We start from the raw sequence: 24,966 nt of genomic DNA, 5'->3' as shown, positions 1-24,966 counted from the left end.
CAGTCGTTCCAGCAGGGGTCGTTGGAGGGGTTGTTCGCGGGTCCGCTGGAGTTGTTCGGGCAGGCGTTCGGCAAGGTGGTGGGGCGGCTGATCGGCAAGGACTCGTCGTCGATCCTGTCGAAGCGGCTCGACCACGTGCTGGCGGCGGGGTTGAACGATGTCCGGGGTGTGGCGGGCGGGGTGTCGCACGTGGTGGGGGCGGAGGTGAAGGGGCTGGGGAAGGGGCTGGTCCTCGACGCGGTGCGGACGGTGGAGCGGGATGTCGCGCGGGAGGCGGGCAAGCTCGGTTCGGCGTCGGCGCGGCAGGAGTTCGCGAAGTCGGTGGGTCATCTGCTGGGTGCTTCGGTGCAGCAGTTGGAGGCGGGGTTCGTCCGGTTCGGTGAGGGGAGCATCGCGGACGCGTTCGCGCGCAAGATGGGCCGGATCTTCGAGGAGCATCTGACGGACGCGGCTTCGCATGCGGCGTTGCGGGAGGAGGCGCGGCAGATCGGGCGGAACTTCGGTGACGCGTTCGTGAAGCACTGGGGGCATCTGGGGGCGGACCACGCGCATCTGGGCGGGGTGTTGGCGCAGGCGTTGGGTGATTTCGCCGGCAGCGGGCCGCTGTCGCGGATGGCGAGGGAGTTCCCCGACCTGTTCACGGCGTCTGCGGGCAAGGAGGGCGTGGGCGGCTTCGCGAGGTTGTTCGGGCATTTCACGGCGGAGCATCCGCTGCACGGCAACGCGCTGTTCCAGTTGGGCCATGCGCTGGGGGAGATCCTGCAGGAGGGTGGGCAGAACGTCGCGTCGGACATCGGGTACAACCTGTTCTGGAGTGAGGACCACACGTTCTCGACGTCGTGGGGCTCGTTCGTGTCGGGGATGGCGATGGGCGCGTTCGGTCACGTCCTGCACAAGACCTTCGAGCCGTTGTTCGACCGGTACCAGAACTGGTTGCGGGAGCGGCAGTGGCGTGAGAACCCGGACGGGGCGAAGTACTTCGGGCTGCTGCATCCGTTGAACTTCGTGTCGTTCCTGGCGAACATGACCGGCAACCCCGCGCCGTTCCCGGTGCCGCGGCCGGGTGGGCACGACGGTGACGAGTCGTGGGGGCAGAGCGCGAAGGACCTGGCCAAGTGGTTCTTCTCCAACCCGTTCTCCGGGTTCGACCTGCGCTCCGACACCCCGATCGTCAACCTCTTCACCCACAAGACCGGCACCGGCGACGCGGCCCGGGAGGAGAACCCGGGCCGGCAGGCCATCGACGACGCCCTGAACGGTGGAAACATCAAGACCACCGGCGCGGTCACCGACCAGGCGGGTGGCCGCGGCGCGACGGCGCCGTCCGACGACGGCGCGCCGCGTCCCCGCACCGAGAGCGGCGCGCCCCAGCTCGCCCCGTTCACCTTCGGGGCCTCGCAGAAGTCCATCAGCGAGGAGGCACTTGCGGCGCTGACCGGAACTGACGGGACGTCATCCACACCGCCCGCCACGGCGGCAGGCCACCGCACCGAGAGCACCGGTCGGCCGGACACCGTGAACCCCGTCCAGCCCGACACCGCCACCCAGACCGACGCCGCCGTGCACTCCGTCCAGGGCGACACCACCACCGTGCAGGCCGACACGACGGCCGCGGCCCCGGCTGACACGGCGGTGCCGGCCCCCGTGGGGCCGGTCGGTGGGGTCGGGTCGGCGGGTCATGATCCGGTGTTGGTCACGCCGACCGGGACGGTGTTGGGGGTGGATGCATCGGCGGCGGAGTTGTCGTCGGTGGTGGACCGGGTGCGGGCGTTGGGGTTGATCGACGACGCCGTGGCGCGGGAGCTGCGCGCGCCGTTGGTCGGGTTGTCGGGTGCCGGGGACGCGGGGTTCGTCTGGGCCGGGGCCGTACCGCGTGCGGCGGTGGACGCGATCGTGGGGCGCTTCGAGCGGATCGTGGGCGGGCCGGTCACGCGGGACATGGCGGCGCGGATCGGGTTCGGGCTGGGTGCGTCGGTGGGAAGCGGCGGAGCGAACCATGACGCGGACGTGGCGAGGCTGCGGCGCTTCCTGGCGGTGCGGGGGTACGACCTGACGGGGCGTTCGACGGAGGACGCCGCAAGGCAGCTGCTGGCGGACTATCTGAAGAACGATGCGGGTGCGGCACGCGGGTTGAGCGCCGTGGATGCCATCGCGCGCCGGGACGGGTTGGTGACGGCCTCCGACGGCCGGTCGGCGGCGGATCAGCTGGTGCGAGCGGCCGATGCGGCGGCTGATGCGGCGTCCGAGGCGGTGTCCGACGCGGGGGAACGTGCAGAGGATGACATTCCGTTGGGTGAGTTGTTCCCGGCGGGTGGGGCGGGTCGTGCGGTGTCGGGGGCCGTTGCCGCGGTTTCGCCGGTGTCGGTGTCGCTGGCTCCGGTGTCGGTGTCCTTCCGGTACGCGTCGACGGAGTTGCGGGACAGCGCGCGTGCGGTGATCGGGGATGTGGCGCGCAGGTTGGCGCCGGAGTTGGCGGAGCGTCACCGGGAGGGTCGGGCTCTGCCGCTGATTCGGGTGACGGGTCGGGGTGACGGTAGTGGGTTGAACGGCCCGGCGCGCGCGGCGGAGACGGTCGGGGAGTTGAAGGCGCGGCTGCGGGAGGAGTTGGCCGCGTTGGGGGTGGATGCGGATCCGCCGATCGATGTGGTGCTGCCGCAGCAGGTCGAGCGGGGTGTGCGTCAGCTGACCGCGACGATCTCGGTCGACTATGCGACGGTCGTGGAGAAGTTGCCCGTGCAGCGGACGCGGTCGGGCGTGCTGGTGGGAGACCCGGCGGTGGCGGGGTTCCACGGCGGTGGGACGGCGCTGACCGCGTTGGATCATCTGCCGCGGCGGGACGACACGTTCGTGGTGGCGATGCATGTCGGTGCGGCTGGTGCGCCGGTGACGGCGAAGCAGCTGGCGGACGTTCTGCTGGCGTCGTACGACCTGGGTCTGTTCGACGGGAAGACGCGGATCGACTTCCTGTCGTGCCGGCTGGGTGGGATGGCGGGGCGTGGGCTGTCGGAGGCGCTGGCGGTGCTGTGGGCGCATCAGGCGGCGAATCCTCGGCCGGGTGTGGCGGGGCCGTTGGTGGGTCGGGCGCCGGTGGGTGACGTGTGGGTGGTGCCGAAGCTGGTGGGTGGGGTGACGCAGTGGTCGGCGGCGCCGGAGGTGGTGGTCGCGGACCACGTGGGCGTGGATTCCCAGGGCAGGCCGGTGGTGGTGCAGAGCGACACCTCGTTCTGGCGGACGTTCACCGACAGTGGTGATGCCGCGCATACCGCGGAGACGGCCGCCGAGCACGGTGGCCTGCTGACGGCCGGCGGCACCGTCGAGGACGCCGCACCCACCGGGTACCGCAGCGAGCACGTCTCCGACCCGGACGCCCATACCCCCGCGAGCCACATCCCCGGCACCGTCAGGTTCGGCCCCGGGCCGCAGGGTCCGGCCTTCCACGCGGGGGCGGGGCGGCAGGGACGCGACCTGCACTCGCTGCAGGCTTCGGGTTTCCGGTTGGAGACCGACCCGGTGTCGCCGCAGGCCGGCGGCCGGCCGACGGGGCGTGCCTTCCTCAGCCGGGCCGGCTTCGGAAAGGACGAGCCGGGGGGCGGCACCGGCCCCGTTCTCGGCGACATCCGCGCGGAGACCACGCACTACCGGCACGTCCTGTCGGAGGACGGTGTGTCGGCCTCGGCTCCGAACCGTATCAAGGTCGACCTGGGCCGGCGCCCGGCGCCGTGGGCCGGTGGCGAGCAGCCGTTCTTCGTGATGGCCGAGATGAGCGGTCACCGTGTGCGGTTGGCAGCGCAGGGCGGCGGCGACGCCGAGGTCGAGCCGCACGACTTCGCCGCCGTCCTGGCGGCTGACCCGGTGTTGGCGTCGCTGCATCCGGACGCGCCGATCGTGCTGACGATCTCGGAGTCCGGCGGCTCGGACCTGGAGTTGGCGCGGGACGTCGCGGCCGCGACCGACCGGGTGGTCTACATGCCGGCCACGGTGACGGACGAGGCCGGTCGGCAGGTGCCCGGACCGCGCGGACCGTTCGTCCGCATCGACCCGCCGAGCAGCGGCGGCGTCGAGCCGAAGCCGCCGCTGCACACCACGTCGATTCCGGCCGGCGTTTGGGTCGGCGGGGCAAACCTTCCGGAGGCGGCGGCGCGCACCTACGCGCAGACGCTGGACCACCTTCCACACCGCGACGACACCTACGTGGTGGCGATGCACATCGGCGACAACGGCGCCCCGATCAGCCCCGAACAACTCGCCGACGTCCTCCGCGCCGCCCACGACAGCGGCAAACTCGATGGCAAAACACGCATCGACTTCCTCTCCTGCCGCCTCGGCGCACCGACGGAGCGCCACGTCCCCGCGGCGCTCACCGCGCTCTGGGCCCACCAGCAGGCGAACCCCCGCCCCGGCGTGTCCGGCCCGCTCACCGGCCGGGCACCCGTCGGCGACGTCTGGGTGACGCCCAAGATCGTGAACGGCGAAGCCGACTTCACCACCCACCGCGAGGTCATCGTCGCCGACCACGTGGGCGTGGATGCCCAGGGCAGGCCGGTGGTGGTGCAGAGCGACACCTCGTTCTGGCGGACGTTCACCGACAGCGGCGATGCCGGGCACACGGCCGTCGTCACCGAGGGCCCGGTGGTCGGGCAACTCCCGGACGGCTACGAGGTCGGCTCGGCCGCAGCCCTGCGGCCGCTCGACGGCGCGGTCAAGTTCGGTACCCCGGAGGCAGGCCAGGCCGTTCGGGAAGCCGACCCGGCGGACGGCCGGGATGTGGGCGTCGACCACACCGCTGACTCCGACGACGACTTCGTCTTCTTCCCGAGCGAGCCGGAGTGGATCGACTACTCCGTGCTCGGCGACGGCCGCGAGGTCGTCCTTCCGCCGACGACGGACGAGGACGTCGATCCCGACCCCACGGCCTGGCAGCTGAGCCAGCTCGCACTGCGCGGGCTCGCCCGGGGGGAGCTGTTCGGCGGGGGAGACGGCTATCTCGGTGCGGTGCTCGCGGTGCTGCGCGAGCACGGCACCGCCGGTGATCACGATGTGCAGTCCCTGCGCTACGAGCTCGCGTCGGCAGCGAATACGTTCTTCAATACGCCGGACGACTCGCTGGGGGCGCACTTCGCCACCCCCGAGGAGCGGGCCGTGCTCCTGACCACGCTGATGACGCCGGGGCGGTGGAACACCGACCTGGACTGGGTGGCCTCCGAACTCCTCGCGGCACCGCCCTACCTGCTGGACATCGCCGTCGTCTATTCGAACGGATATGTCTGGCCCGATATGTCGGCCACTGGAAGCAACCTGACGCCCGTCCATCTGGTCAGCCTGGCCGGGCCGCAGGGCAGTGTGGAGCTCTCCAGGCCGGGACACCCACGGCTGGTCAGCCCCGCGGAGGTGGCCCGCCAGCTCCGGCTCGGCGAGCCGGTCGAGGGCAGCCAGCACCAGGACGACAATGCGACCGGGGATTGGGCCACGGTGCTGTCCGCCCCGCAGATCCGGGACGATCCGGCGATCCTCGGCCTGGTGGCCGACCTCGGCCATGACCTGGCCCTGGCCGCCGCGGAGCGGCTGTCCCTGCACAGCCGCACCCTCAGCTCGGACCAGCAGCGCTACCAGCTCCTGGACGGCGGTGCCCTCCGCCCGTCGAACAGACCGCAGGACGTGCGGGACGCCGGCGTCTTTTCGTACAACATCGCACTCGACGTGGAACTCCGCCGCCGCCGGGGCGACCTCCAGGTGCGGGCGGACGAGGTCGGCGACCGGCCCGGGGAGTCGAGCGTCAGCCTGCGGGAGGCGGCCGTGGTGCTGTCGGCGCTGTCGCAGGCGAGGTCGGCGGCCACCCGGGCACGCTGGCAGGTCTTGGACGAGCCCTCCTACCGTGAGGTGCGCGACCTGGAGCGGCAGATCGAGGACGCGTACCCCGTGCTCCGCGCAGCCAGGCTGTTCCCCTCCGACGACCTGCTCCAGCGGTTCGTGCACGACACCGACCTGACCCGGCCGCTGAAGGCGCTGGCCGCCCGGTTCCACGATCACGTCACCCTGGCGCTCGACACCGTCCGAAGCCAGGTCGGCACCGTGGTGTGGAAGTCCTCGGTTCTCGTGGTCCTCGACGACCTGCGGCGCGGGGATTGGGGGCCGCGCTTCGGCAGCGGCCGGGACTGGCGCGACAGGGCGCCGGCCACCGCCGCGCGAGCCGTGGCCTATCGGGCGCGCGCGCTGGCCGCGGGCAGCACGGTCTCGCCCCAGGTCGAGGCAGCGCTCAAGCTGCTTGACCGCGACGCGCTCTCGGATGCGAAGTCCGAGGTGAACTGGCGGCACCGGCTCTCCACCGCGGCGGCCGTGCTGACGCGACTCGACCAGGGCGCGGGGATCGACCCGGAGCACTCGTCGCTCCGACGGCTGACCGACCTCGGCAGGCAGGCCGGCCTGGTCCAGCCGCGCCGGCAGACACTGGAGTGGCACGCGCAGGGCCCGTCGTTCACGTCCGAACCGGACGCGTTCGTCGCGGCCGTGGAGGCGGCAAGGGCCGGCACCGACCACAAGGTGCCCTACCTGGAGGCCGACGGCGTGCTGACCAGCGCCGGCGAGCCGATCGACGGCCGCCCGATCGGCGTCGAGCTCACCATCACCTTTCCCGACGGGACGCCACAGGCGGAGCGGGACCGCCGACTTGCCGCGATGATGGACGACTTCGTCCGCAGTGGTCTGAGCACGACGACCAAGCTCCACACAGCCAACGACATCGTGGCGGAGGGCTACACCGAGCAGTTCGACGGCTGGCGGTTCGAGGACGAGATCGGGGTCGCGGCCGAGCTGATCTCCCCGGTGATGTACGACACCAAGCAGCACTGGGAGAACATCCGGAAGGCCTGCGAGATCATCACCCGGCACGGCGGGATCGCCCCGGGCGGCACCGGTGGCGGCCACATCAACATCGGGACGGGTGACTTCGGCTTCGAGTCGACCCTGTACAGCGACGCCGTCGAGGTGTTCCGCGACCACGAGGACGCCTTCTACCGGCTGGCCCAGGACCCCTCGCACCCGACCCACCGCGGCGTGCGAGCCTGCCGGCCCAACGAGGCACCGCCGCCGGGCGGATTCGCCACTCTGGCGGAGGCCCGAAACCCCAACCGGGGCCGGTACTGGGGGTTGAACCTCCTCAACATCGACGGCCGCACCAGTGCGCGGGCCGAGTTCCGGCTCTGGGGCGCGACCCTGGACCCGGGCACGCTCCAGGCCCACATCCGGGTGTCCAAGGCGCTGATCGACCTGGTCGCGGCGCACCGCGACCTCGGCCTGCCGCTGCCAAGGACCCCGCGCGAGGCGGTGGGCAGCCACTTCGCGAAGGTCGGGACCGGTGAGGACCTGCACGGACAGGCCCTGATCGACGACAGCACCTCCGTGCGCCGGATGATCGACCTGCTCGGCAAGGACGCCGCGGGCAAGGAGCAGCTCGCCGCGCTGTTCGCGCTGACGCGCTGGCAGGACGACCTGACGCAGTTGCCGACCGCGAAGTTCCGGACCTCCGCCCCGTCGCAGTCGACCGACCTCCCGCCCGCCACCACGACCCAGCCGGTGGCCATCGACAACTCCGGCCGGCCCCGGGTCGTCGCCGCTGCGGACCCCGCACCGCAGGGCCCCGCCGACAGCCCGTCCCGGCGGGACGACCAGGCACCGGACGCCACCGCCAGCATGTCGACCTTCCTGCAACGCGCCGAGACGTACCTCCGCCAGCAGGCCGGGAGCACTGTGCAGGCCGTCGACGCGGCACGCCGGTCGGACCTCGCCGCAGTGATCCTCTTCGCCGAGGGCGGCGTCAGGCTGCACCAGCTGATTCCGCTGCGGGACGGCAAGTGGGAGGAGCGTCTGGCCCGCGGCCTGCGGGAACTGCCGGAGGTCACCGGGCCGGTCCACCGCACCGCGCCCCTGACCCAGGCCGAGGTGGCGCGCTACCGCGCCGCCGCCGCGGACCGCTCGGCGCTGCCGACCGGTGACCCGCTGTGGGCGGGTCCGGTCGTGGGACGGGAACGCACCGGGCCGGCCTCCGCCCAGGAGACCCGGTTCGTCGTCAGCCCGCTGACCGCGCGCCGCGCGGGTGCGCTCCTGGCTCCCGACCAGGGGCCGCACGCGGACGTGGTGGTGTTCGCCCCCGGTGCCCGGTTCCGGGTGACGGAGGTGCGCGCACTCGACGACGGCACGACCGAGATCCACGTCGCGGAACTGCCCCGGCCCACGGCACCGCCGTCCGGCACCCGCGGGGTGGACGCATCGGCCGCTGGTGGCGCTCGGGGCCGGACGCGTCCAGGACGGGCCGCGAATCCGGCCGGGCGGCCGGCGCCCCCGGCCCGGCTGCGCCAGGACCGGGCGGCCGTGTCCCCTCCGGCACCCGTCCTGGCCGTGGCACCGGCCTCGCTCGGGGAGACGGGCCGCACCCGGCAGGTCCTGGTGCGGCTGGCCAGGACGCAGCGGCTGGTGGGGCCCGAGGCTTCGGACCGGGCGGCGTTGGACACGCTGGCGGCGAGCGTCCCGCAGCTGTCCGCTCTCCCGCAGGCCGAGCGCCGCGAGCGGCTGACCTCGGCGGGCCAGGTGCTGCGCACGCTCCTCGGCAGGGAGCCTCGGGTGGCCGACCTCGCGGCCGGTCTGGCGCTGACGGAGCTCGTGCGGTCGGCTCATCGGGGCCGGTACCCGATGGCGGAGAGTCTGGACCGGTTGACCCGTGACGTCCTCGGCCTGCCTGGTGACCACCGGGTGTCGCGGATCGAGCGGGAGGTGCTGTTCGGCCCGGCGCGGTTGCTGGTCGCGCACGATCGGCCGGTGACGGTGGAGCACCTGCGCGGTGTACGGGGTATGCACGAGCTGGCCAGGCGCCGGTTCGGCGCGAGCGGCCCCTTCGACCGAGCGGCCTTGGACCGGACGAGCCGGCTGCTGCTGAGGATTCCCGGGGACGGCCCCCTGACACGGGGGGAGCGTCAGAGCGCGCTGGACCTCGCCGCCCGCACCACCTCGGTCGACGGTCCGCCAGAGCTGGCCGGGCCGGACCGCGGCGGAGAGCGGGTGCAAGCGATGGTGTCGGAGCTGCTCACCGAGCACGGGCCGGTCGACGGTCCGCCGGAGCCGGCCGGGCCGGACCGCGGCGGTGAGCGGGTGCAAGCGATGGTGTCGGAGCTGCTCACCCAGCACGGGCCCGGCGCGCGGTTCCTGGGCGACGCGTCGGGCAAGCATGCTGCCGCCGTGTCGCGGTTCCCGGTGGACGAGCGCTTCTTCACCGTGGCCGCGCACACGGCTGCCGACGGCATGCCGGTGTGGCACGGAGCACCGGTAACACCCGATGAACTGGCCTCGGTGCTGGTCGAGTTGCATGCGCGCGGCGAGTGGGACGGCGTCCGGCCGCTCCAGCTCCCGGCGTGCGACCTGGGGGCCGGCGGAGAGTCGTCGTACGCGGCGCAGGTGCTGACCGCGCTGCGCGAGAAGCTGCCGCACCTGGACCTGGAGGCGTACGCCCCGAACGGGACGCTCTGGTTCGTACCACCGCTCTCCCCGGCCGGTGTGGCGCTGGGGTGGGGGCCGGGGCACCTGGTGGTGGCCACGCCCCGCGGCGTCGGCTTCGACTCGTCCGGCAGGCTGGCCGTGCAGGAGGGCGGCCACTGGCTGCGGCTGAGGCTGCCCGCGGGCGAGAGCGACATCCAGGTGGAGAGTCTGGGGGCTCACCTCCCGGTGGACGGAGCCCTGCCGGCGTCCGCCGACCGCCCTGAGGGCTACCACCGGCTGAACGGCGAGCTGGCCGGTTCCCTCGCGCCCGCGGTGCCCTTCGGTGACGCCGACGACGGGAGTGCGGAGGGCGTACCGCGACCCGGTGACCCGGTGCACTCCCCGGAGCCGAGGTTCTTCGAGGGCGAGGGGACGGAGGACCGGGACCTCCACGAGGTGCCGGGCAGCGGCGAGTTGGTCCAGAGTCGCGCCCTCGGACCGCAGGGCGGCCCACGGGCGACGGGGCGCGCGTACCTCGACCCGGAGGGCTTCGAGGACCTTGACGAGATGCTGGCGGAGTTCCGGGCCGGTGTCGCCGACTACCGGCACCTCCTGGTCGACCAGGACCGGGACCCGGAGGACCCGGCGTACGTCCGGCAGGATCTGGGGCGATTCGCCGTACCCTGGGCCGGCGGCCCCGAACCGTACTTCGTGCTGGCGGGCCTGGACGGCGGCGAAGTGCCGATGACCGACTCGTACGGAGACCTCGCCAACGTCCGCGCCGACGAGTTCGCCGCCATGGTGGTCTCCGACCCGGCGCTGCGGGAGCTCCCCGCCGACGTCCCGGTCGTCCTGGCGATCTCGCACGCCGGCTCCGGCGGGCTCGACCTGCCGCGCCGGATCGCGGCCGGTCTGGACGCCGCGGGAACGCCTCGCACCGTCTACGCCCTGACGGCCGAGGCGGACATGGCCCCGGTGGCCGACAGCGGATGGTCGCTGGGGCTGAAAGCCCCCTACCTGACGGTGGACGGCACCGAAGCCCCGCATGGGCGCATCCTGCGCATCGATCCGCCGTCGAAGGGCGGCGTGGACCCTGCGCTCGGCGGCCCGGCGGGGCACGTGGTGACGGCCGACGGGACGCGCCTGACCGATAGCTCGGTCCACACGACGACGGTGGCCGACGCGGACGGCCGACCGATCGGCCGGGTCAGCCTCGGCGACCACGAATGGCACCTTCGCGAGCCCACGTTCCGCCCCCTGAGGAACCTGGCCTGGTTCGAGAATCGGAACGGAGAGTTCGAGCCGACGGGGTTGTTCCACCCTGTGCCGTGGAACCCGGGGAACGCGTACTTCTTCGGGGCCCACGCCGGCCGTGAGGGCTTTTCCTTGGAGAGCGCTCACGGCGATGTCTCCCCGATCGGCGGCGCGGAGCTGGGCGGATTCCTGAAGCGCAGGCCCAGCGTCGCCGCGCTGAGGAAGTCCGTAGCGGACGGGGCGCTGGCCTCGATCGTGCTACTCAGCTGCGAATCGGCGGAGCACGCCCAGGCGGTGGCCGACGCGACGGGACTGGTGGTGTACGCCCCGAATGCGCGGGTTGGCGTGGCTCCCGCCGAAGCAGACGACGGATCGGAGTCGCCGACGATCTATGTGGAGCAGACTCAGGCAGGTTCTTGGGGTGCCTTCCTCACCTTCCACCCCAGGGCCCGCGCATCCGAGGGCGGCCAGGACGAGGCTGCCGCGGAGACCACCGACGACGGGGCGGTATCCACCGATGGCCGGTTGGTCCTCCCGAGCCACGACTGGTCGGCCTGGGACGTACCGGATTTCGCTGTTCGGCGGTGACTCCGGTGGCCTGACGACGGACTCGAAGAGCGAGGAGCCGGCCGGCGCTCCGTCGTACCGACGACGGCCCGTCGGACGGGGACCCGGCGCTCGATCAAGGACCTCGCCGGCCACCTGGGGCACGCCGACGAGGCCTTCACTCTGCGGACCTACGTGCACCTCGTGCCCAAGAGTGATGAGCGGGCACGCGCCGCGACCAGCAGGGCGCTGTTTGCGGGTGATTTGCCCGCTCCGGGTGGGGTCAGCGATGTTTGCGCAGGTCAGGGCGGTTCACAGCAGCGTCTGCCAGTAGTACCAGAACCGGTTGAGGATCAGCAGGGCGATGAGCAGGTAGGCGGCGGTCGGGACCAGCCATTGGTGGGGGGCTTGGGCGAGGCGGCGGATGAGGGGCGGGGCGGGGATGGTGCCGGTGCGGAGGTTGTGGAGTGTGGTGTACCAGAAGGTCGGGATGACCACCGCCCAGACCACCATGCAGTAGGGGCAGAGCGCGCCGATCTCGTACAGGGCCTGGTGGATCAGCCAGATCACGAAGCCGAGGCCGAGCAGGGTGCCCGCCTGGAGGCCGAGCCAGAACCAGCGCCGGTGGGCGGCGCCGGCCAGCAGGCCGGCGCCGATGGCGGCGAGGGCGCCGAACGCGGCGAGCCCGATCAGCGAGTTGGGGAAGCCGAAGGCCTCGGCCTGGGCGGTGCGCATGATCGAGCCGCAGCTGATGATCGGGTTGATGTTGCAGCCGGGCTGGTACGACGGATTCTTCAGCAGCTTGATCTTGTCGATCGTGAGCACGGCGGACGCGGCCAGGCCGAGCAGTCCGGCGAACAGCAGCAGCCGGCCGAAGCCGCGGGAGGCGGGGACCGGGCCCGCGAGGGCGGTCCGGACGGTGGTCCGGGCGGTGGTCGTCACGGCGTCACCCGCCGATCGTCTGCTTGACCAGCGCGGTGAACTGGTCGCCGGTGAGCGCCTGCCCGTCCTTGCCGATCACGTTCAGCGACTTGCCGTCCAGCACCACGGTCGGCGTGCCCTGGACGCCGGACTTGTTGAACGCGGTGGCGACCTTCGCGGCCCACGGCTTGTAGGTCCCGTCGGTGACGGCCTTGGTGAAGGCGTCGGTCTTCAGGCCCGGGACCTGCCCGGCGAGGTCCAGGATCCGGTTGACGTCGCCGAAGCCGTCCTCGCTCTCGGCGGGCTGGTTGGCGTACAGCACGTCGTGGAAGGCCTTGAACTTGTCCACGCCCTCGTTCAGCGCGGCGCCCGCCGCGGCCAGCGCGGTGCGCGAGCCCTGACCGCCCAGGTTGGCGTCCAGGAATGTGGCCAGGTGGTACTCGATCTTGTAGGTGCCCTGGTCGGCGAGCTGCTGGACGGTCTTGCCCGTCGAGGTCTCGAAGCGCTCGCAGATCGGGCACCGGAAGTCCTCGTACACCGCCAGGGTGTGCGGGGCGTCGGCCTTGCCGTAGACGACCACGGTGCCGTCCGCGCCGCCCGCGTTCGCCGGGGTCACCACCGACGTGGCGGCCGCGGACGTGCCGCTGTCGTCGGCCGTGGAGACGGCCAGCGCGGCGCCGCCCGCGACCACCGCGACCGCGGCGACGATCGACACCGCGACGACGGTCCGGCGGCGGCGCACCGCCGCCCTGGCCTCCTGGCGCTGCGCCTCCTGCAGGCGCTTGCGGGCGTTCGGGGCGGGGTTGCTGGCGGGGTTGGTACCGGGGGTGGGCTGCTGGGGAGTGGTGGTCATGATGGTCCGTCGTCTCCTTCGCGTCCCGGCGGGCACAGCGGCGCGGCCGGACGCGGTCAAGGGGGAAAGGTGGGCTGGCGAATGCCCGTTGACGGACCGGGGCGCCACCACACGGGGTGACGGGCCGTCAGCAGGCGAGCGCAAGCTCCGGCGGACCGCGGCGAGGGGCGGGGGAGTGGACGGCGTCCTGGGGACGGCGCAGCGCAGGCTCCGGTGCGGCGGGGGGCAGCAGCACGGCCGGGCAGCCCGGCAGGGCGGCGAGCAGCAGCGACCGCCACGGGGCGGGCAGCAGGCGGGCCACCGCCCGGGCCGCGTCCGCCAGGCCGTCCAGTGCGGCGTCGGCCAGGCGCAGCCAGGCGGCGGCCGCGAGGGCCAGTGCCAGGTGCACGCCGAGGACCAGCAGCCGCAGCAGGCCGGGCGAGTGGTGCGTCCACTCGGCGAACAGCTGCGAGCCGCCGACCGAGTCGCCGCCGCAGACCAGCAGGTTCACCCCGTGCGCGGGCGCCGCACAGGCGTCCTGGCCGAGGTTGAAGGCGGTGTTCAGCAGCAGCTCCACCGGCAGCAGCACGGAGGAGAGCAGCAGGAAGTGGCGGCGCGCACCGTCCAGCAGCACCGCCAGCAGGAACACGGCGACACCCGCCGCCGCGACCAGCGTGAGCGGCAGCGCGCGGCCGGTGATCGCCACCTGGCCGAACGCGGCCAGCGGCACGGCGAGCGCGGTGAACACCGCGCCCCGCAGGGCCCTGGTCGCGTGCTTGCCGGTCATGGTCCCGGAGTATGCCACGCGAAACGCCCTCCGGACGAGGCCGCCTCCGTCGCCCCGGTATCCGCCCAGCTCGCGGATAAGCCCTGGATAAACGGGGGTTGGCGCGACGCGGCAAGGCCGCCGGACGCCTCGCCCACCCGCGCGGCCGGTCCGCCGGCGGCTCGCTGTGGAACGCACCACAGGGAGCCGCCGACAGCCCGGTGACGGGTCACCACAGCTCGGCGCTGCGGCCGGCGATCACCTCCGCGATCCGGGCCAGCGCCCGTTCCGCCGGCAGCGCATCGGGTCGGCGGCCGTCGCGCAGGCGCAGTGCGAGGGTGCCGTCCGCCGCCTCGCGCGGGCCCAGCACCGCCTGGTACGGGGCCAGCCGCGCCTCCCGGACCCGGGCGCCCAGCGAGCCGCGGTCCGCACCGAGCAGCTCGGCCCGCAGGTCCAGCTCCAGGCAGCGGCGCACCAGCTCCTCGGCCGCCGCGTGCTGCTCGTCGCCGAGCGGCAGCACCGCCAGCTGGACCGGCGCCAGCCAGGCCGGGAACGCGCCGCCGTGCTGCTCGATCAGGTGGGCGACCGCGCGCTCCACGCTGCCGACGATCGAGCGGTGCACCATCACCGGCCGGTGCCTGGCCCCGTCCGGTCCGACGTACTCCAGCCCGAACCGCTCCGGCTGGTGGAAGTCGACCTGCACGGTGGAGAGGGTGGACTCGCGGCCCGCACCGTCCACCACCTGAATGTCGATCTTCGGCCCGTAGAACGCGGCCTCGCCCTCCTCCGCCTCGTACGCGATGCCGAGCCCGTCCAGCACCTCGACCAGCAGCGCGGTGGCCCGCTCCCACAGCTCCGGCCGGGCGACGTACTTGCCGCCCGCGCCGGGCAGCGAGAGCCGGTAGCGGGACGGGACGATGCCCATCGCCCGGTACGCCACCGCGATCAGCTCCAGTGCGCCGCGGGCCTCCTCGGCCACCTGGTCCAGGGTGCAGAAGATGTGCGCGTCGTTCAGCTGGATCGCCCGGACCCGGGTCAGGCCGCCCAGCACCCCCGACCGCTCGGAGCGGAACATGCCGCCCAACTCCGCCATCCGCAGCGGGAGTTCGCGGTAGCTACGGGAACACGAACGGAACATCACCGCGTGGTGCGGACACAGGCTCGGCCGCAGCACCAACTGCTCGCCGTCCGGGCCGGGTTCCGCGTCCTCGCCCGAGGCGGCGCCCGCGTCCATGGGCGGGAACATGTCGTCCCGGTAGTGCGACCAGTGCCCGGAGATCTCGTACAACTCCCTCTTCCCCAGCACCGGCGAATACACGTGCCGGTACCCCGCGCGGCGCTCCAGGCCGCGGACGAACTCCTCCAGGCTGTGGCGTACCGCCGCGCCGTCCGGCAGCCAGTACGGAAGCCCCGCGCCGATCAGCGGGTCGGTGTCGAACAGGCCCAGCTCGCGGCCGAGTCGGCGGTGGTCGTGCATGGCGGTCTCCTCATCGGATGGGAGCCGAGCCGCCGCGGACGCACGCAAAAAGCCCCGGGCGCTCGGCCCCGGGGCTTGGTGAAGAACAGCAGTCAGCGCGCCGGGACACTCTCCGGCGTCGTCGTCAGCATGGCAGCGCGCTTCATGCCGTCCACGCTAGCAGGACGCGGCGCGAGGTGTCCCGTGGATTTCCGGGTGGCACGGCGGACGGGAGGTGAGTGATCGTCAACTCGACTGACCGGCAGCGGGGTTGGTGCTGGCCGTCGCGGGGTGGGATCGATCGTCCACTCTCCGTTAGGGTGGGCGGCGTCGCGCAGTCGAGCAGCACGTCGAGCAGGAGACCCGCCTTGGCCACGGCAGCCACCCGCACGCTTCCCGAACTCGACCCCGAGGAACTGCTCCGCTGGCGGGCGGAGGGCGGCCGACTGGTCGACCTGCTCACGGCGGCGGCTCGGCTCGGGCCGGTCGCGGGCTTCCGGATCGGCGAGCGACAGGTCGTGCTGGTCACCGGCGCCGAGGAGGTGCAGCACGTGCTGGCCCGGCACCCCGACACCTACGTCAAGCACGGGCACCGCGCCAAGGTGCTGCTCGGCGACGGGCTGCTGTGCGCGGCCGGCGAGCCCTGGCGCCGTCAACGCAAGCTGCTGCAGCCGCAGTTCACCGGGCGCGGGATCCGCGCGTACGAGCCGCAGATCGAGCTCGCGGTGGCCGCCATGGCGCAGCGCTGGCAGGACGCCGCGCGGGCCGGCGAGGTCCGGGACGTCACCGCCGACCTGCGGTTCTTCTCGCTGGAGGTGATCTGGCGCTCGCTGACCGCGCACCCGCTCGACCCCGACACCTACCAGGGCCTGATGGCCGCCGGCGACTCGCTCGCGGCGATCCCCGCCTTCGCGCCCGCCACCGGCGACAGCACCGCCGACTTCACCGAGGCCGTCGCCCGGGCGGACGCCGCGGCCGCGCACGCCGTCGCCCTCGCGCAGCAGACCGCGGAGCCGAACCTGCTGCAGGTCCTGCTCCGCGCCGCCGAGGAACTCCCGGACTACACCGAGCGCTTGGTGCGCGACGAGCTGCTCACCCTGGTGGTGGCGGGCTACGAGACCACCGCCACCACGCTCAGCTGGCTGTTCCTGCTGCTGGACGAGCACCCGGAGGTCCGCGACTGGGCGCTGGACGCCGGCCCGGCCGGGTCCGCCGAGCGCGCCGCTGCGATCCGTGCGCTGATCGACGAGACGCTGCGGCTGTACCCGGTCGCCTGGATCATGCCCCGGCACGCCGCCGAGGCCGACACGCTCGGCGGCCACCCGATCGAGCCGGGCACCACGCTGCTGCTCTGCCCGTACCTGACGCACCGTGACCCGGTGCTGTGGCCCGCGCCCGAGAGCTTCCGCCCGCAGCGTTTCCTGGACGCGGAGCGCCGCCCCGCGCCCGGCGCGTACTACCCGTTCGGCGTCGGCCCGCGGGCCTGCCTGGGCGCGCAGTTCGCGGTGCGGGAGATGACGCTGCTGCTCGAAGCGCTGCTGCCCGCGTACCGGCTGGAGCTCCGGGAGGCCCCGGCCGACGCCGGGTACAACCTCACCGTCCACCCCGACGGTCCGGTCCGGGCGGCGGTGCACGCGGTCTGACGGTGCGTCGGTGGGCGTGACGCTGCGTCGGTCGGCAGGTGTGAAAGCGCTTGCCGGATGCGTGACGAGCAGTCAGGATCGTGCGCCGTGACGAACGTGGAGACGGGGGCGGACAGCCGCCCCGTGGCACTGATCACCGGCGTCGGCCGGACCGCCGGGATCGGCGCGGCCATCGCCGAGCAGCTCGCCGCCGCCGGCTGGGACATCGCCTGGACGTTCTGGACGCCCTACGACCGGCGGATGGCCTGGGGCGCGGAGGACGGCGCGCGGGCGGCGATCGGCGCGCTGATCGAGGCGCACGGCGCGCGCAGCCTCGCCGTCGAGGCGGACCTCGCCGAGCCCGACACCCCGGCGCAGGTGTTCGACCGGGTCGAGCACGACCTCGGCAAGGTCACCGCGCTGGTGCTCAGCCACGCCGAGTCGGTCGACTCCGGGCTGCTGGACACCACGCCGGAGAGCTTCGACCGGCACTTCGCGGTCAACACCCGGGCGAGCTGGCTGCTGATCCGCGAGTTCGGCCGCCGCTTCACCGGCCCCTTCGGCACCGGCCGGATCATCGCCCTCACCAGCGGCCACACCGTCGGCAACCTCCCGTACGGCGCCAGCAAGGGCGCGCTGGACCGGATCACCCTCGCCGCGGCCCACGAACTCGCCCACCTCGGCGTCACCGCCAACGCGCTCGACCCCGGCCCCACCGACACCGGGTGGATGGACGACGCCATCCGCACCGAGGTGCTGCGCCAGACCCCGCTCGCCCGCCTCGGCACCCCGCAGGACGCCGCGCGCTACATCGCGTTCCTCTGCTCCCCGGCGGGCCAGTGGATCAACGGTCAACTCCTGCACAGCAACGGCGGGTTCAAGTAGCGAATGGCCACTGCGCGTGCGGGGTTCGACACACCGCACCCACCTGAGGCCGACCGGCCGTCAGCGGGCGGGATCCGCCCCGTCGGCCTGCTCGCGCCAGCGGGCGAGGTTGTGGCGGACGGCGCGGGTGGCGGCGTGGTCCGGGCCCAGCACCCGCAGCATGTCGTCCAGCAGGACGGCACAGGCCGCGGCCGCACCGGCGGCGTCGCCCGCCTGGCCCTGCCACTGGGCCAGGTTGCTGCGGGTGACGAGCGTCGCGGGATGGTCCGGGCCGAGTACCCGGAGGCGGTCCGCCAGCACGCCGCGGATGAGGGTGACGGCGCCGGCCGGGTCACCGGCCCGGGCACGCCAGTAGGCGAGGTTGCTCCGGGTGCCGAGCGTCTCGGGGTGGTCCGCGCCCAGCACCCGCAGGCGGTCGTCCAGCAGCCGTGCGAAGCCGTCGGCGGCGCCGGGCGCGTCGCCCGCCTGACCCCGCCAGTACGCCAGGTTGTGCCGGGCCGTGAGGGTGGCGGGGTGGTCCGCGCCCAGCGCCGGCAGCATGTCCTCCAGCAGTTCGGCGAAGGCCGCCTCGGCGCCGGCCGGATCGCCGGCCTCGCCCCGCCACCGCGCCTGGTTGGTGCGGGCGATGAACGTTGACGGATGGTCAGGACCGAGCACCCGGAGCCGGTCCGCCAGCACCGCGCCGAACGCCTCGGCGGCGCCGGCGGCGTCACCGGCCTGCCCGCGCCAGTAGGCCAGGTTGGCCCGGGTGGTGAGTACGGAGGGGTGGTCGGGACCGAGCACGCGCACCATGTCGTCCAGCAGTTCGCCGTAGCCGGCGGCCGCCCCGGGCGGATCGCCCGCCTCGCCCCGCCAGTGGGCGAGGTTGTGACGGGTGGTCAGGGTGGCGGGGTGGTCCGGTCCGAGCACGCGCAGCCGGTCGGCCAGCAGCTCGGTGAAGGCCGCGGCCGCGCCGGCCGCGTCACCCGCGCCGCCGGTCCACTGGGCGAGGTTGCTCCGGGAGGCGAGCGTGTCGGGATGGTCAGGACCGAGCACCCGGAGCCGGTCCGCCAGCACCTCCCGGGTGACCGCGGCGGCCCCGGCCGGATCGCCCGCCTCGCCCCGCCATTCGGCCAGGTTGTGGCGGGCGGCGAGGGTGGCGGGATGGTCCGGCCCGAGCACCCGGAGCATGTCGTCCAGCAGCTCGCGGTGGGCGGTGACGGCCCCCGCCGCGTCGCCCGCGCTCCCGAGCCAGTACGCGTGCTCGCGCCGGGCGCCGAAGGTGGCGAGGTGGTCCGGACCGACCAGCCGGAGGCGGTCCGCCAGCAGCTCGGCGAAGGCCGCGGCGGCCCCGGCCGCGTCACCGGCCTGCCCCCGCCAGTGGGCGAGCTCGTGCCGGGCACCGAGGGTGTCGGCATGGTCCGGGCCGAGGCGGTCCGCCGTCCGCGCGACGAGGTGCCGGAAGTGGTCGCGGGCGGCGGCGACCTGCCCGGACCGGCCGAGGCTCTGGCCGGCGTGGAACAGCACGACGTGGGCGTCCGGCGCGGACAGCGCGTCCTCGGCGACGGCGGTGAGGGCGGCGGTGTTGGCGCGCAGCGCCTGCGCGAGGTCGGTGTCGCGTTCGACGTCGGGCCACACGGCTGCCAGGGCGTCGGCGGCGGTGAGGGCGGCGGTGTCGTGCCGGCTCGTGGTGAGGGTGTCGCGGGTGGCGCGCTGGATGAGCCGGTGGACGCGGACGGGATCGTCCGGGGTGTGGTCGACCAGGCTGAGCCGGTGCAGGGCCCGTAGTGCGCCCGCCGCGTCCTCGGCGGAGGCCGGGGCGAGGTCCGCCCTGCTGCCGGGGGAGCGGTGGGCGGTGAGGTGGGCGAGGGCGGGTTCGGAGGCCAGGACGGCGACGGGGATGCCGTTCGGGTCGAGCATCGCGGCGAGTTGGAGCATCGGGCGGGCCAGGCCGGCCGGGCGCAGCAGGTCGGCGCGTTCGACGGACAGCGACCAGGTGGCGGCGACGGTGGCGGCGTGGTCGTCGGGCAGCGCCCCGGGTTCGGGCAGCAGGTCGGCGAGCCTGCGGAGGCGGTCGGCGAGGAGCCGGCGGTACCCGGCGGCGGTGAGTGCCGTGTCGGTGAGGTAGGCGGCGGCCTGGGCGAGGGCCAGCGGCAGGTGGCCCAGATCGGCGGCGAGGGCGTCGAGTTGGTGGGCGGGCTCGTGGCGGTCGTGGGCGGCCAGCGCGGAGCCGAGGTAGGCGGCGGACTCGGCGGGGGTGAACAGGCCGACCGGGACCAGGCGCCGCCGGCTGCCGGTCAGGGCGGCCTCGCGGCGGCGGGTGGTGACCAGGGTGCGCCCGTGCGGGCTGTCGGGCGGCCACAGCCCGCGCAGCTCGGCCGGGTCGTCGGCGTCGTCCAGCACCACCAGCCACCGGCACGGGGTGTCACCGGCTTTGGGCTCCAACCAGGCGAGGAAGGTTTCGGCGGCCCGCTCCGGGTCGCCCGGTTCGACGGCCAGAAGCTCCTCCGCGGCCTGCGCGTACCGCGCCACCACGGCGGACCGGGTGCTCGCGCCGATCCACACCAGGACGTCCACCTCGCCGCGCTGCCACGCGCTGCGGGCGTAGTCGGCGGCCAGCTGGGTCTTGCCCACTCCGCCCGTGCCGGTCAACACCTGGCCGAGCACCGCCGTCCCGCCGCTGTCGACCGCGAGCCTCAACCGCTCGGCGGCAGAACGGTGTTGGAAGGACTGGGCGCGCGGGGGCAGCACGCCGACCTGGTGCGGCCAGCGGGCCGGAGGACGGGGCGCGGCGTGCTGGTGGACGTGCTCGGCGTGGCCGACGGCCACGCTGCCGTGGTCGGCGGAGACCACCGTGTGCCCGGTGACGGGCGGGGCCTGCAGTGCGCCGGTTCCGCTCAGCCCTGCTGCGGAACCGGCTGCGGAGGGTTTCCCAGGGTCACGTCCCGCACGCTCCAGGCGGCCACGGAGCCGTGGGCGGCGTGGATGTCGACGCCCGTGGCGCTGTTCTGGGCCAGGGCCCGCACCTGGGCCACCGCTCGGTCCAGGGCTGCGGCGAACTCCGGGTCCTGCCCGGCGACTTCCGCCAGCGCGTCCTGCGCGCGCCGCCGCGTCCGGTCGCTCGGCTGCGGCCGTCCCGCCGCGGCCTCCTCGGCCAGCCGCCGGAACGCGGGGTCCTCGCCCAGCATGCGGTCGACCAGCTCGTGCAGCCGGTCCAGTGCCGCGGCCAGCGCGTGGTCACCTGCGGAGTCCGGCGGGCCGGTCACCGGGTCCGCCTGGCGGAGGACCCACGCGTACACGTACCCGATCGCGCTCTCGATGCCCGTCACCGAACCCCCCGGTCCGTCCGCACCTGACGTCGGCTCGGATCTGACGTCGGCTCACACCGTACCCGCCGCGCGCCCGGGGAGGGTTCGGACGGCGGAAGGATCTCCGAGGCCGCGCCCCAGGCGTCGCCCGTCGGTGCGCGGTGCGCGGTGCGCAGTGCTCAGGCCGTGGTGCCGAGCGGGGTGCGGGCCAGTGCGGCGGCGCCGACGAGGCCGGCGTCGGTGCCCAGGCGGGCGGGGGTGACGTGGAGGTGGCGGGTGAAGGGGAGGGTGGCGTAGGCGGCGAGGTGGCGGCGGAGGGGGGTGAAGAGGACGTCGCCGGCGGTGGCGACGCCGCCTCCGACGACGGCGACGTCGAGTTCGACCAGGGTGGCGGTGGCGGCGATGCCGGCGGCGAGGGCGCGGGCGGCCCGGTCGTAGGCGGCGAGCGCCAGCGGGTCGCCGGTGCGGGCGGCGGCGGCGACCGCGGCGGCGGTGGCGTCGCCGTCGGGCCCGGGCCGCCAGCCGGACTCGGCGGCGGTGCGGGCGATCGCGGTGCCGCTGGCCAGGCCCTCCACGCAGCCGCGTGATCCGCACGGGCATGGCCGTCCGGTGAAGTCGACGCTGATGTGGCCGAGGTGCCCGGCATTCCCCGTGGGGCCGGTGTGCAGGCGGCCGTCGAGGACCAGACCGGCGCCGACGCCGGTGGAGACCACCAGGCAGAGGGCGTTGCGGTACGGGCGGGCGGCGCCGCGCCAGTGCTCCGCCGCGGTCATCGCGACGGCGTCGCCGCCGAGCACGACCGGCAGTCCGCGGACCGCGGGGTGCTCGGCGACCGCGTCGCGCAGCGGGAACTCGCGCCAGCCCGGCAGGTTGACCGGGCTGACGGTGCCGGTGGAGATGTCGACCGGGCCCGCGCTGCCGATGCCGACCGCACGGACCTCGGCCCACCGCGGGTCGCGGGCCAGCTCGTCGAGGACGGCGTCGACGGCGGCCATCAGCTCGTAACGGTCGCCGGTGGTGGGGGTGGGGAGCCGGAACCGGCGCAGCAGCGCGCCGTCGGCGTCGACCAGGCCGCCCGCGATCTTGGTGCCGCCGATGTCCAGGGCGGCGAGCAGCGGCCGCGGTCCGCGCGGACGCCGCGCGGGCCCAGTGGATTCGTCAGCCAGGGCGGCACCGTGCAGGTGGTGACTCATCGTGATGGCTCCGGGGGTGGGGCGGGGGCGCGGCAGCCGCGCAGGGCGAGGCACCGCCCATGGTTCCAGGTGATTCTGACGTCCGATGACAACGTTGTCTACATCGAGCGTCCAGCGGCCCGGGAGGTTGGGTTCGCTCCGCTGGCTGCGGCTTTCCCCGATACGTAGACGATCGTCCGAAGGGTGAGCGAGATGCGCGGGGATGGGTGGCCGTCGCGGCCGCGACCATGGTCGTGCTCACGGCCGGTGGCAGAACCGGCGGCGAGAACTCCGCGCCGGCACGCAAGGCCGGGCAGGTCGGCCTGTGGCTGCTCCTGCCGCTGGTCAACAACCGGCCCGACTGCGGCGGCATGCAGCAGTACGTCGGCTCGTTCCTCGGCCTGACCGACGACTTTCCCACGGCCGAGCCGTCGACGGTGCCCACCCGTACAGCGCGTACGAGGGCGTGAACTGGCGTCGGCCCACCGCGTTGCCTGCCCTCGACAACGGCACCGTCCGCGTCTGCCCGCAGGACTGGGGCGAGATCGCCGGCAGCAAACCCGGCACCGACGCCACCAGCCGGGGCACCCGTTGGATCACCGAGCACCTCGCCGACGGTCGTGCGCTCGGGAAGCCCGTCGTCGTCGAGGAGTTCGGGCTGCGGATCGACGTCGGCCGGGGCATCCCCGACACCGCCGCCGCGCTGGCCGACGGCGCGGCCGGTGACCAGTTCTGGCTGCTCACCTCACGCGTCGACGACGGGTCCTTCTACGCGGACCACGACGGACACCGCATCGTGTGGAACGACGGCCCGGCCGACCCGCCCCGCACCGCCGCTCGGCTGTTCGTCGACCATGCCAGGGCGATGGCCGGCTCGTCGGCCGGCTGAGTTAACGTCAGCACGCTGCACGATCGTTGACACGTCCGGTGTCCCAGGCACGCCACGTGTGCGCCGCCAAGTCCCGCCCGCCGCCCGGGGAGCCCGCCCGGGCGGTGGCCCCACCTGCGAGGAGCCGCCATGTCGCCCACCCTGCCGCTCGGCGCCACCGTGCTGTTCCAGGGGGACAGCATCACCGACGCCGGCCGCGACCGCCGACTGGCCGCCGACCTGGGCCACGGCTACGCCGCCCTCGCCGCCGACCGCCTGCGCGCCGCCAACCCGGGCCTGACGGTGCTCAACCGCGGCGTCTCCGGCAACCGCATCACCGACCTGCGCGACCGCTGGGACACCGACACCCTCGCCCACCGCCCGCACCTGGTCTCCCTGATGATCGGCGTCAACGACACCTGGCGACGCTACGACTCCGGCCTGCCCAGCCCCGTCGACCTGTGGGAGGACGAGTACCGCCGACTGCTCACCCGCCTGCACGAGCACTGCGCGCCCCGGCTGGTGCTGATCGAGCCGTTCCTGGTCCCCGTGACCGCCGAGCAGTGGACCTGGCGCACCGACCTCGATCCCCGCATCCATGCCGTCCGCCGCCTCGCGGCCGAGTTCGGCGCCCTGCTGCTCGCCGCCGACGGACTGCTCAACCAGGCCGCCGTGGCCGCCGGCCGCCCCGAGGCGATCGCCGCCGACGGTGTCCACCCCACCGAGCGCGGCCACCGCCTGCTGGCCGCCGCCTGGACCGAGCTGGTACGCGCACTATCCTCCGGGGCATGACCAGCAGCGGGCGCACCGGATCCCGGCCCACCATGAAGGACGTGGCCGCGGCGGCCGGCGTCGCCCTGAAGACCGTCTCGCGCGTCGTCAACGACGAGCCCGGCGTCACCGCGGAGACCGCGGCGCGGGTCCAAACGGCCATCGACGCGCTCGGGTTCCGCCGCAACGACAGCGCGCGGCTGCTGCGCACCGGGCGGACGGCGAGCGTCGCCCTGCTGCTCGAGGACATCAGCGACCCCTTCTCCTCCGCGCTCTCCCGAGCCGTCGAAGAGGTCGCCGCCACCGAAGGGTGCCTGCTCTTCACCGGCTCCAGTGGGGAAGACCCATTGCGGGAAAGGGAGTTGGCGCTGGCGTTCTGCGCCCGGCGGGTGGACGGCCTGCTCGTCGTCCCGGCGGGCGACGACCACCGGTACCTGCTGCCCGAAATCGCCTCCGGCACCCCCGTGGTCTTCCTCGACCGGCCCGGCGCGCAGTTGGCGGCCGACGCGGTGCTCAGCGACAACGCGGGCGGCGCACGAGCGGGCACCGCGCACCTGATCGCCCACGGCCACCGGCGGATCGGCTTCGTCGGCGACCAGCCGGACATCCACACCAGCGCCGAACGCGAACGCGGCTACCGCACCGCCATGGCCGAGGCCGGCCTTCCCGTCGACGAGCGGTGGATCGACAGCGGGCCCACCGACCCGGCGAGGGTCGCCGCCGCGGTCAGCCGCCTGCTGACCGGGCCGGATCCCGTCACCGCGCTGTTCACCGCGAACAACCGGGTCACCCTCGCCGCCCTGCACCACCTGCCCGCCGGACCGCGACCCGCGATGGTCGGCTTCGACGACCTCGAACTCGCCGACCTCCTCACCCCCGCCCTCACCGTCGTCGCCCAGGACCCCACCGCCCTCGGCACCCTCGCCGCCCACCGCCTCTTCGCCCGTCTCACCGGCGACACCACCCCACCCGCCCGCCACGAACTCCCCACCCGGCTCATTCCTCGGGGCTCAGGCGAAACGCCGCCGGGGGTCTGTCCAGTGAACGGTGTAACTCGGTTGGGTTGAGTTAGCGGCGGCCGACGGAGAGTCGGCCGTCGAAGGCGATCTCGAAGGCGTTGAGTG

14 protein-coding genes are annotated in these 24,966 nt (G+C 74.1%); 7 read left to right on the top strand and 7 right to left on the bottom strand.

What is annotated here, in order from left to right; genetic code table 11:
* Positions 1 to 21 precede the first annotated feature (21 nt).
* On the top strand, positions 22 to 11,304 hold the full coding sequence (locus AB0K51_RS31990; RefSeq protein ID WP_363461286.1) for a hypothetical protein: 11,283 nt from the start codon (positions 22 to 24) through the stop codon (positions 11,302 to 11,304).
* A gap of 270 nt (positions 11,305 to 11,574) precedes the next feature.
* On the opposite strand, the gene AB0K51_RS31985 is transcribed toward AB0K51_RS31990, so the two are convergent.
* The 4 genes from AB0K51_RS31985 to thrS all read right to left on the bottom strand — a co-directional run bounded on the left by AB0K51_RS31985 (position 11,575) and on the right by thrS (position 15,306).
* Positions 11,575 to 12,204 (bottom strand): vitamin K epoxide reductase family protein, encoded by a 630-nt coding sequence (locus tag AB0K51_RS31985; RefSeq protein ID WP_363461284.1) that lies wholly within the window; start codon positions 12,202 to 12,204, stop codon positions 11,575 to 11,577.
* 4 nt (positions 12,205 to 12,208) lie between these two features.
* The gene (locus AB0K51_RS31980) at positions 12,209 to 13,036 is read right to left on the bottom strand and encodes a thioredoxin domain-containing protein (RefSeq protein WP_363461282.1); all 828 of its coding nucleotides are present in this window, start codon (positions 13,034 to 13,036) and stop codon (positions 12,209 to 12,211) included.
* Between the two features lie 127 nt (positions 13,037 to 13,163).
* Positions 13,164 to 13,802: a hypothetical protein gene (locus AB0K51_RS31975; RefSeq protein ID WP_363461280.1), complete on the bottom strand. Its 639-nt coding sequence runs from the start codon at positions 13,800 to 13,802 to the stop codon at positions 13,164 to 13,166.
* 208 nt (positions 13,803 to 14,010) lie between these two features.
* Positions 14,011 to 15,306: a threonine--tRNA ligase gene (gene thrS / locus AB0K51_RS31970; RefSeq protein WP_363461278.1), complete on the bottom strand. Its 1,296-nt coding sequence runs from the start codon at positions 15,304 to 15,306 to the stop codon at positions 14,011 to 14,013.
* Positions 15,307 to 15,605: 299 nt separating this feature from the next.
* Here thrS and AB0K51_RS31965 point away from each other — a divergent pair, with 299 nt between their 5' ends.
* Entirely contained in the window at positions 15,606 to 16,880 is a 1,275-nt protein-coding gene (locus tag AB0K51_RS31965; protein ID WP_363461276.1) for a cytochrome P450, read from the top strand.
* Positions 16,881 to 16,967: 87 nt separating this feature from the next.
* Complete coding sequence (locus AB0K51_RS31960) at positions 16,968 to 17,744, top strand: SDR family oxidoreductase (RefSeq protein WP_363461274.1); 777 nt, start codon at positions 16,968 to 16,970, stop codon at positions 17,742 to 17,744.
* Between the two features lie 60 nt (positions 17,745 to 17,804).
* Here the strand turns inward: AB0K51_RS31960 and fxsT are convergent, their stop codons facing one another.
* The 3 genes from fxsT to AB0K51_RS31945 form a co-directional block, all read right to left on the bottom strand.
* Entirely contained in the window at positions 17,805 to 20,576 is a 2,772-nt protein-coding gene (fxsT, locus tag AB0K51_RS31955) for an FxSxx-COOH system tetratricopeptide repeat protein (protein ID WP_363461272.1), read from the bottom strand.
* Positions 20,577 to 20,620: 44 nt separating this feature from the next.
* Positions 20,621 to 21,052 carry a hypothetical protein gene (locus AB0K51_RS31950; protein WP_363461270.1) on the bottom strand — a complete coding sequence of 144 codons (432 nt, stop codon included), beginning with the start codon at positions 21,050 to 21,052 and terminating at the stop codon, positions 20,621 to 20,623.
* A gap of 158 nt (positions 21,053 to 21,210) precedes the next feature.
* Positions 21,211 to 22,224, bottom strand: a complete 1,014-nt coding sequence (locus AB0K51_RS31945; RefSeq protein WP_363461268.1) for an ROK family protein — start codon at positions 22,222 to 22,224, stop codon at positions 21,211 to 21,213.
* A 206-nt stretch (positions 22,225 to 22,430) separates the two neighbouring features.
* Here AB0K51_RS31945 and AB0K51_RS31940 point away from each other — a divergent pair, with 206 nt between their 5' ends.
* From AB0K51_RS31940 to AB0K51_RS31925, 4 genes are all read left to right on the top strand, one after another.
* Entirely contained in the window at positions 22,431 to 22,673 is a 243-nt protein-coding gene (locus AB0K51_RS31940; RefSeq protein WP_363461266.1) for a hypothetical protein, read from the top strand.
* The gene (locus AB0K51_RS31935; protein ID WP_363461264.1) at positions 22,670 to 23,092 is read left to right on the top strand and encodes a hypothetical protein; all 423 of its coding nucleotides are present in this window, start codon (positions 22,670 to 22,672) and stop codon (positions 23,090 to 23,092) included. The genes AB0K51_RS31940 and AB0K51_RS31935 overlap by 4 nt, the downstream gene beginning before the upstream one ends.
* A gap of 129 nt (positions 23,093 to 23,221) precedes the next feature.
* A complete protein-coding gene (locus AB0K51_RS31930) occupies positions 23,222 to 23,863 on the top strand; it encodes a GDSL-type esterase/lipase family protein (protein WP_363461262.1) in 642 nt (213 codons plus the stop codon).
* Positions 23,860 to 24,909: a LacI family DNA-binding transcriptional regulator gene (locus tag AB0K51_RS31925; RefSeq protein ID WP_363461260.1), complete on the top strand. Its 1,050-nt coding sequence runs from the start codon at positions 23,860 to 23,862 to the stop codon at positions 24,907 to 24,909. Before AB0K51_RS31930 ends, AB0K51_RS31925 begins: the two co-directional genes overlap by 4 nt.
* Positions 24,910 to 24,966 lie beyond the last annotated feature (57 nt).

It is taken from the genome of Kitasatospora sp. NPDC049285, assembly GCF_040678815.1.
Classification (GTDB): Bacteria; Actinomycetota; Actinomycetes; order Streptomycetales; family Streptomycetaceae; genus Kitasatospora.
This window is presented reverse-complemented; position numbering and strand designations above follow the sequence as displayed.

What these genes read in the sequence shown, in the direction of transcription:
- AB0K51_RS31980 (WP_363461282.1), bottom strand. Translation starts at nt 13,036, where the DNA reads ATGACCACCACTCCCCAGCAGCCCACCCCCGGTACCAACCCCGCCAGC.
- AB0K51_RS31975 (WP_363461280.1), bottom strand. Translation starts at nt 13,802, where the DNA reads ATGACCGGCAAGCACGCGACCAGGGCCCTGCGGGGCGCGGTGTTCACC.
- AB0K51_RS31945 (WP_363461268.1), bottom strand. Translation starts at nt 22,224, where the DNA reads ATGAGTCACCACCTGCACGGTGCCGCCCTGGCTGACGAATCCACTGGG.
- AB0K51_RS31930 (WP_363461262.1), top strand. Translation starts at nt 23,222, where the DNA reads ATGTCGCCCACCCTGCCGCTCGGCGCCACCGTGCTGTTCCAGGGGGAC.
- AB0K51_RS31925 (WP_363461260.1), top strand. Translation starts at nt 23,860, where the DNA reads ATGACCAGCAGCGGGCGCACCGGATCCCGGCCCACCATGAAGGACGTG.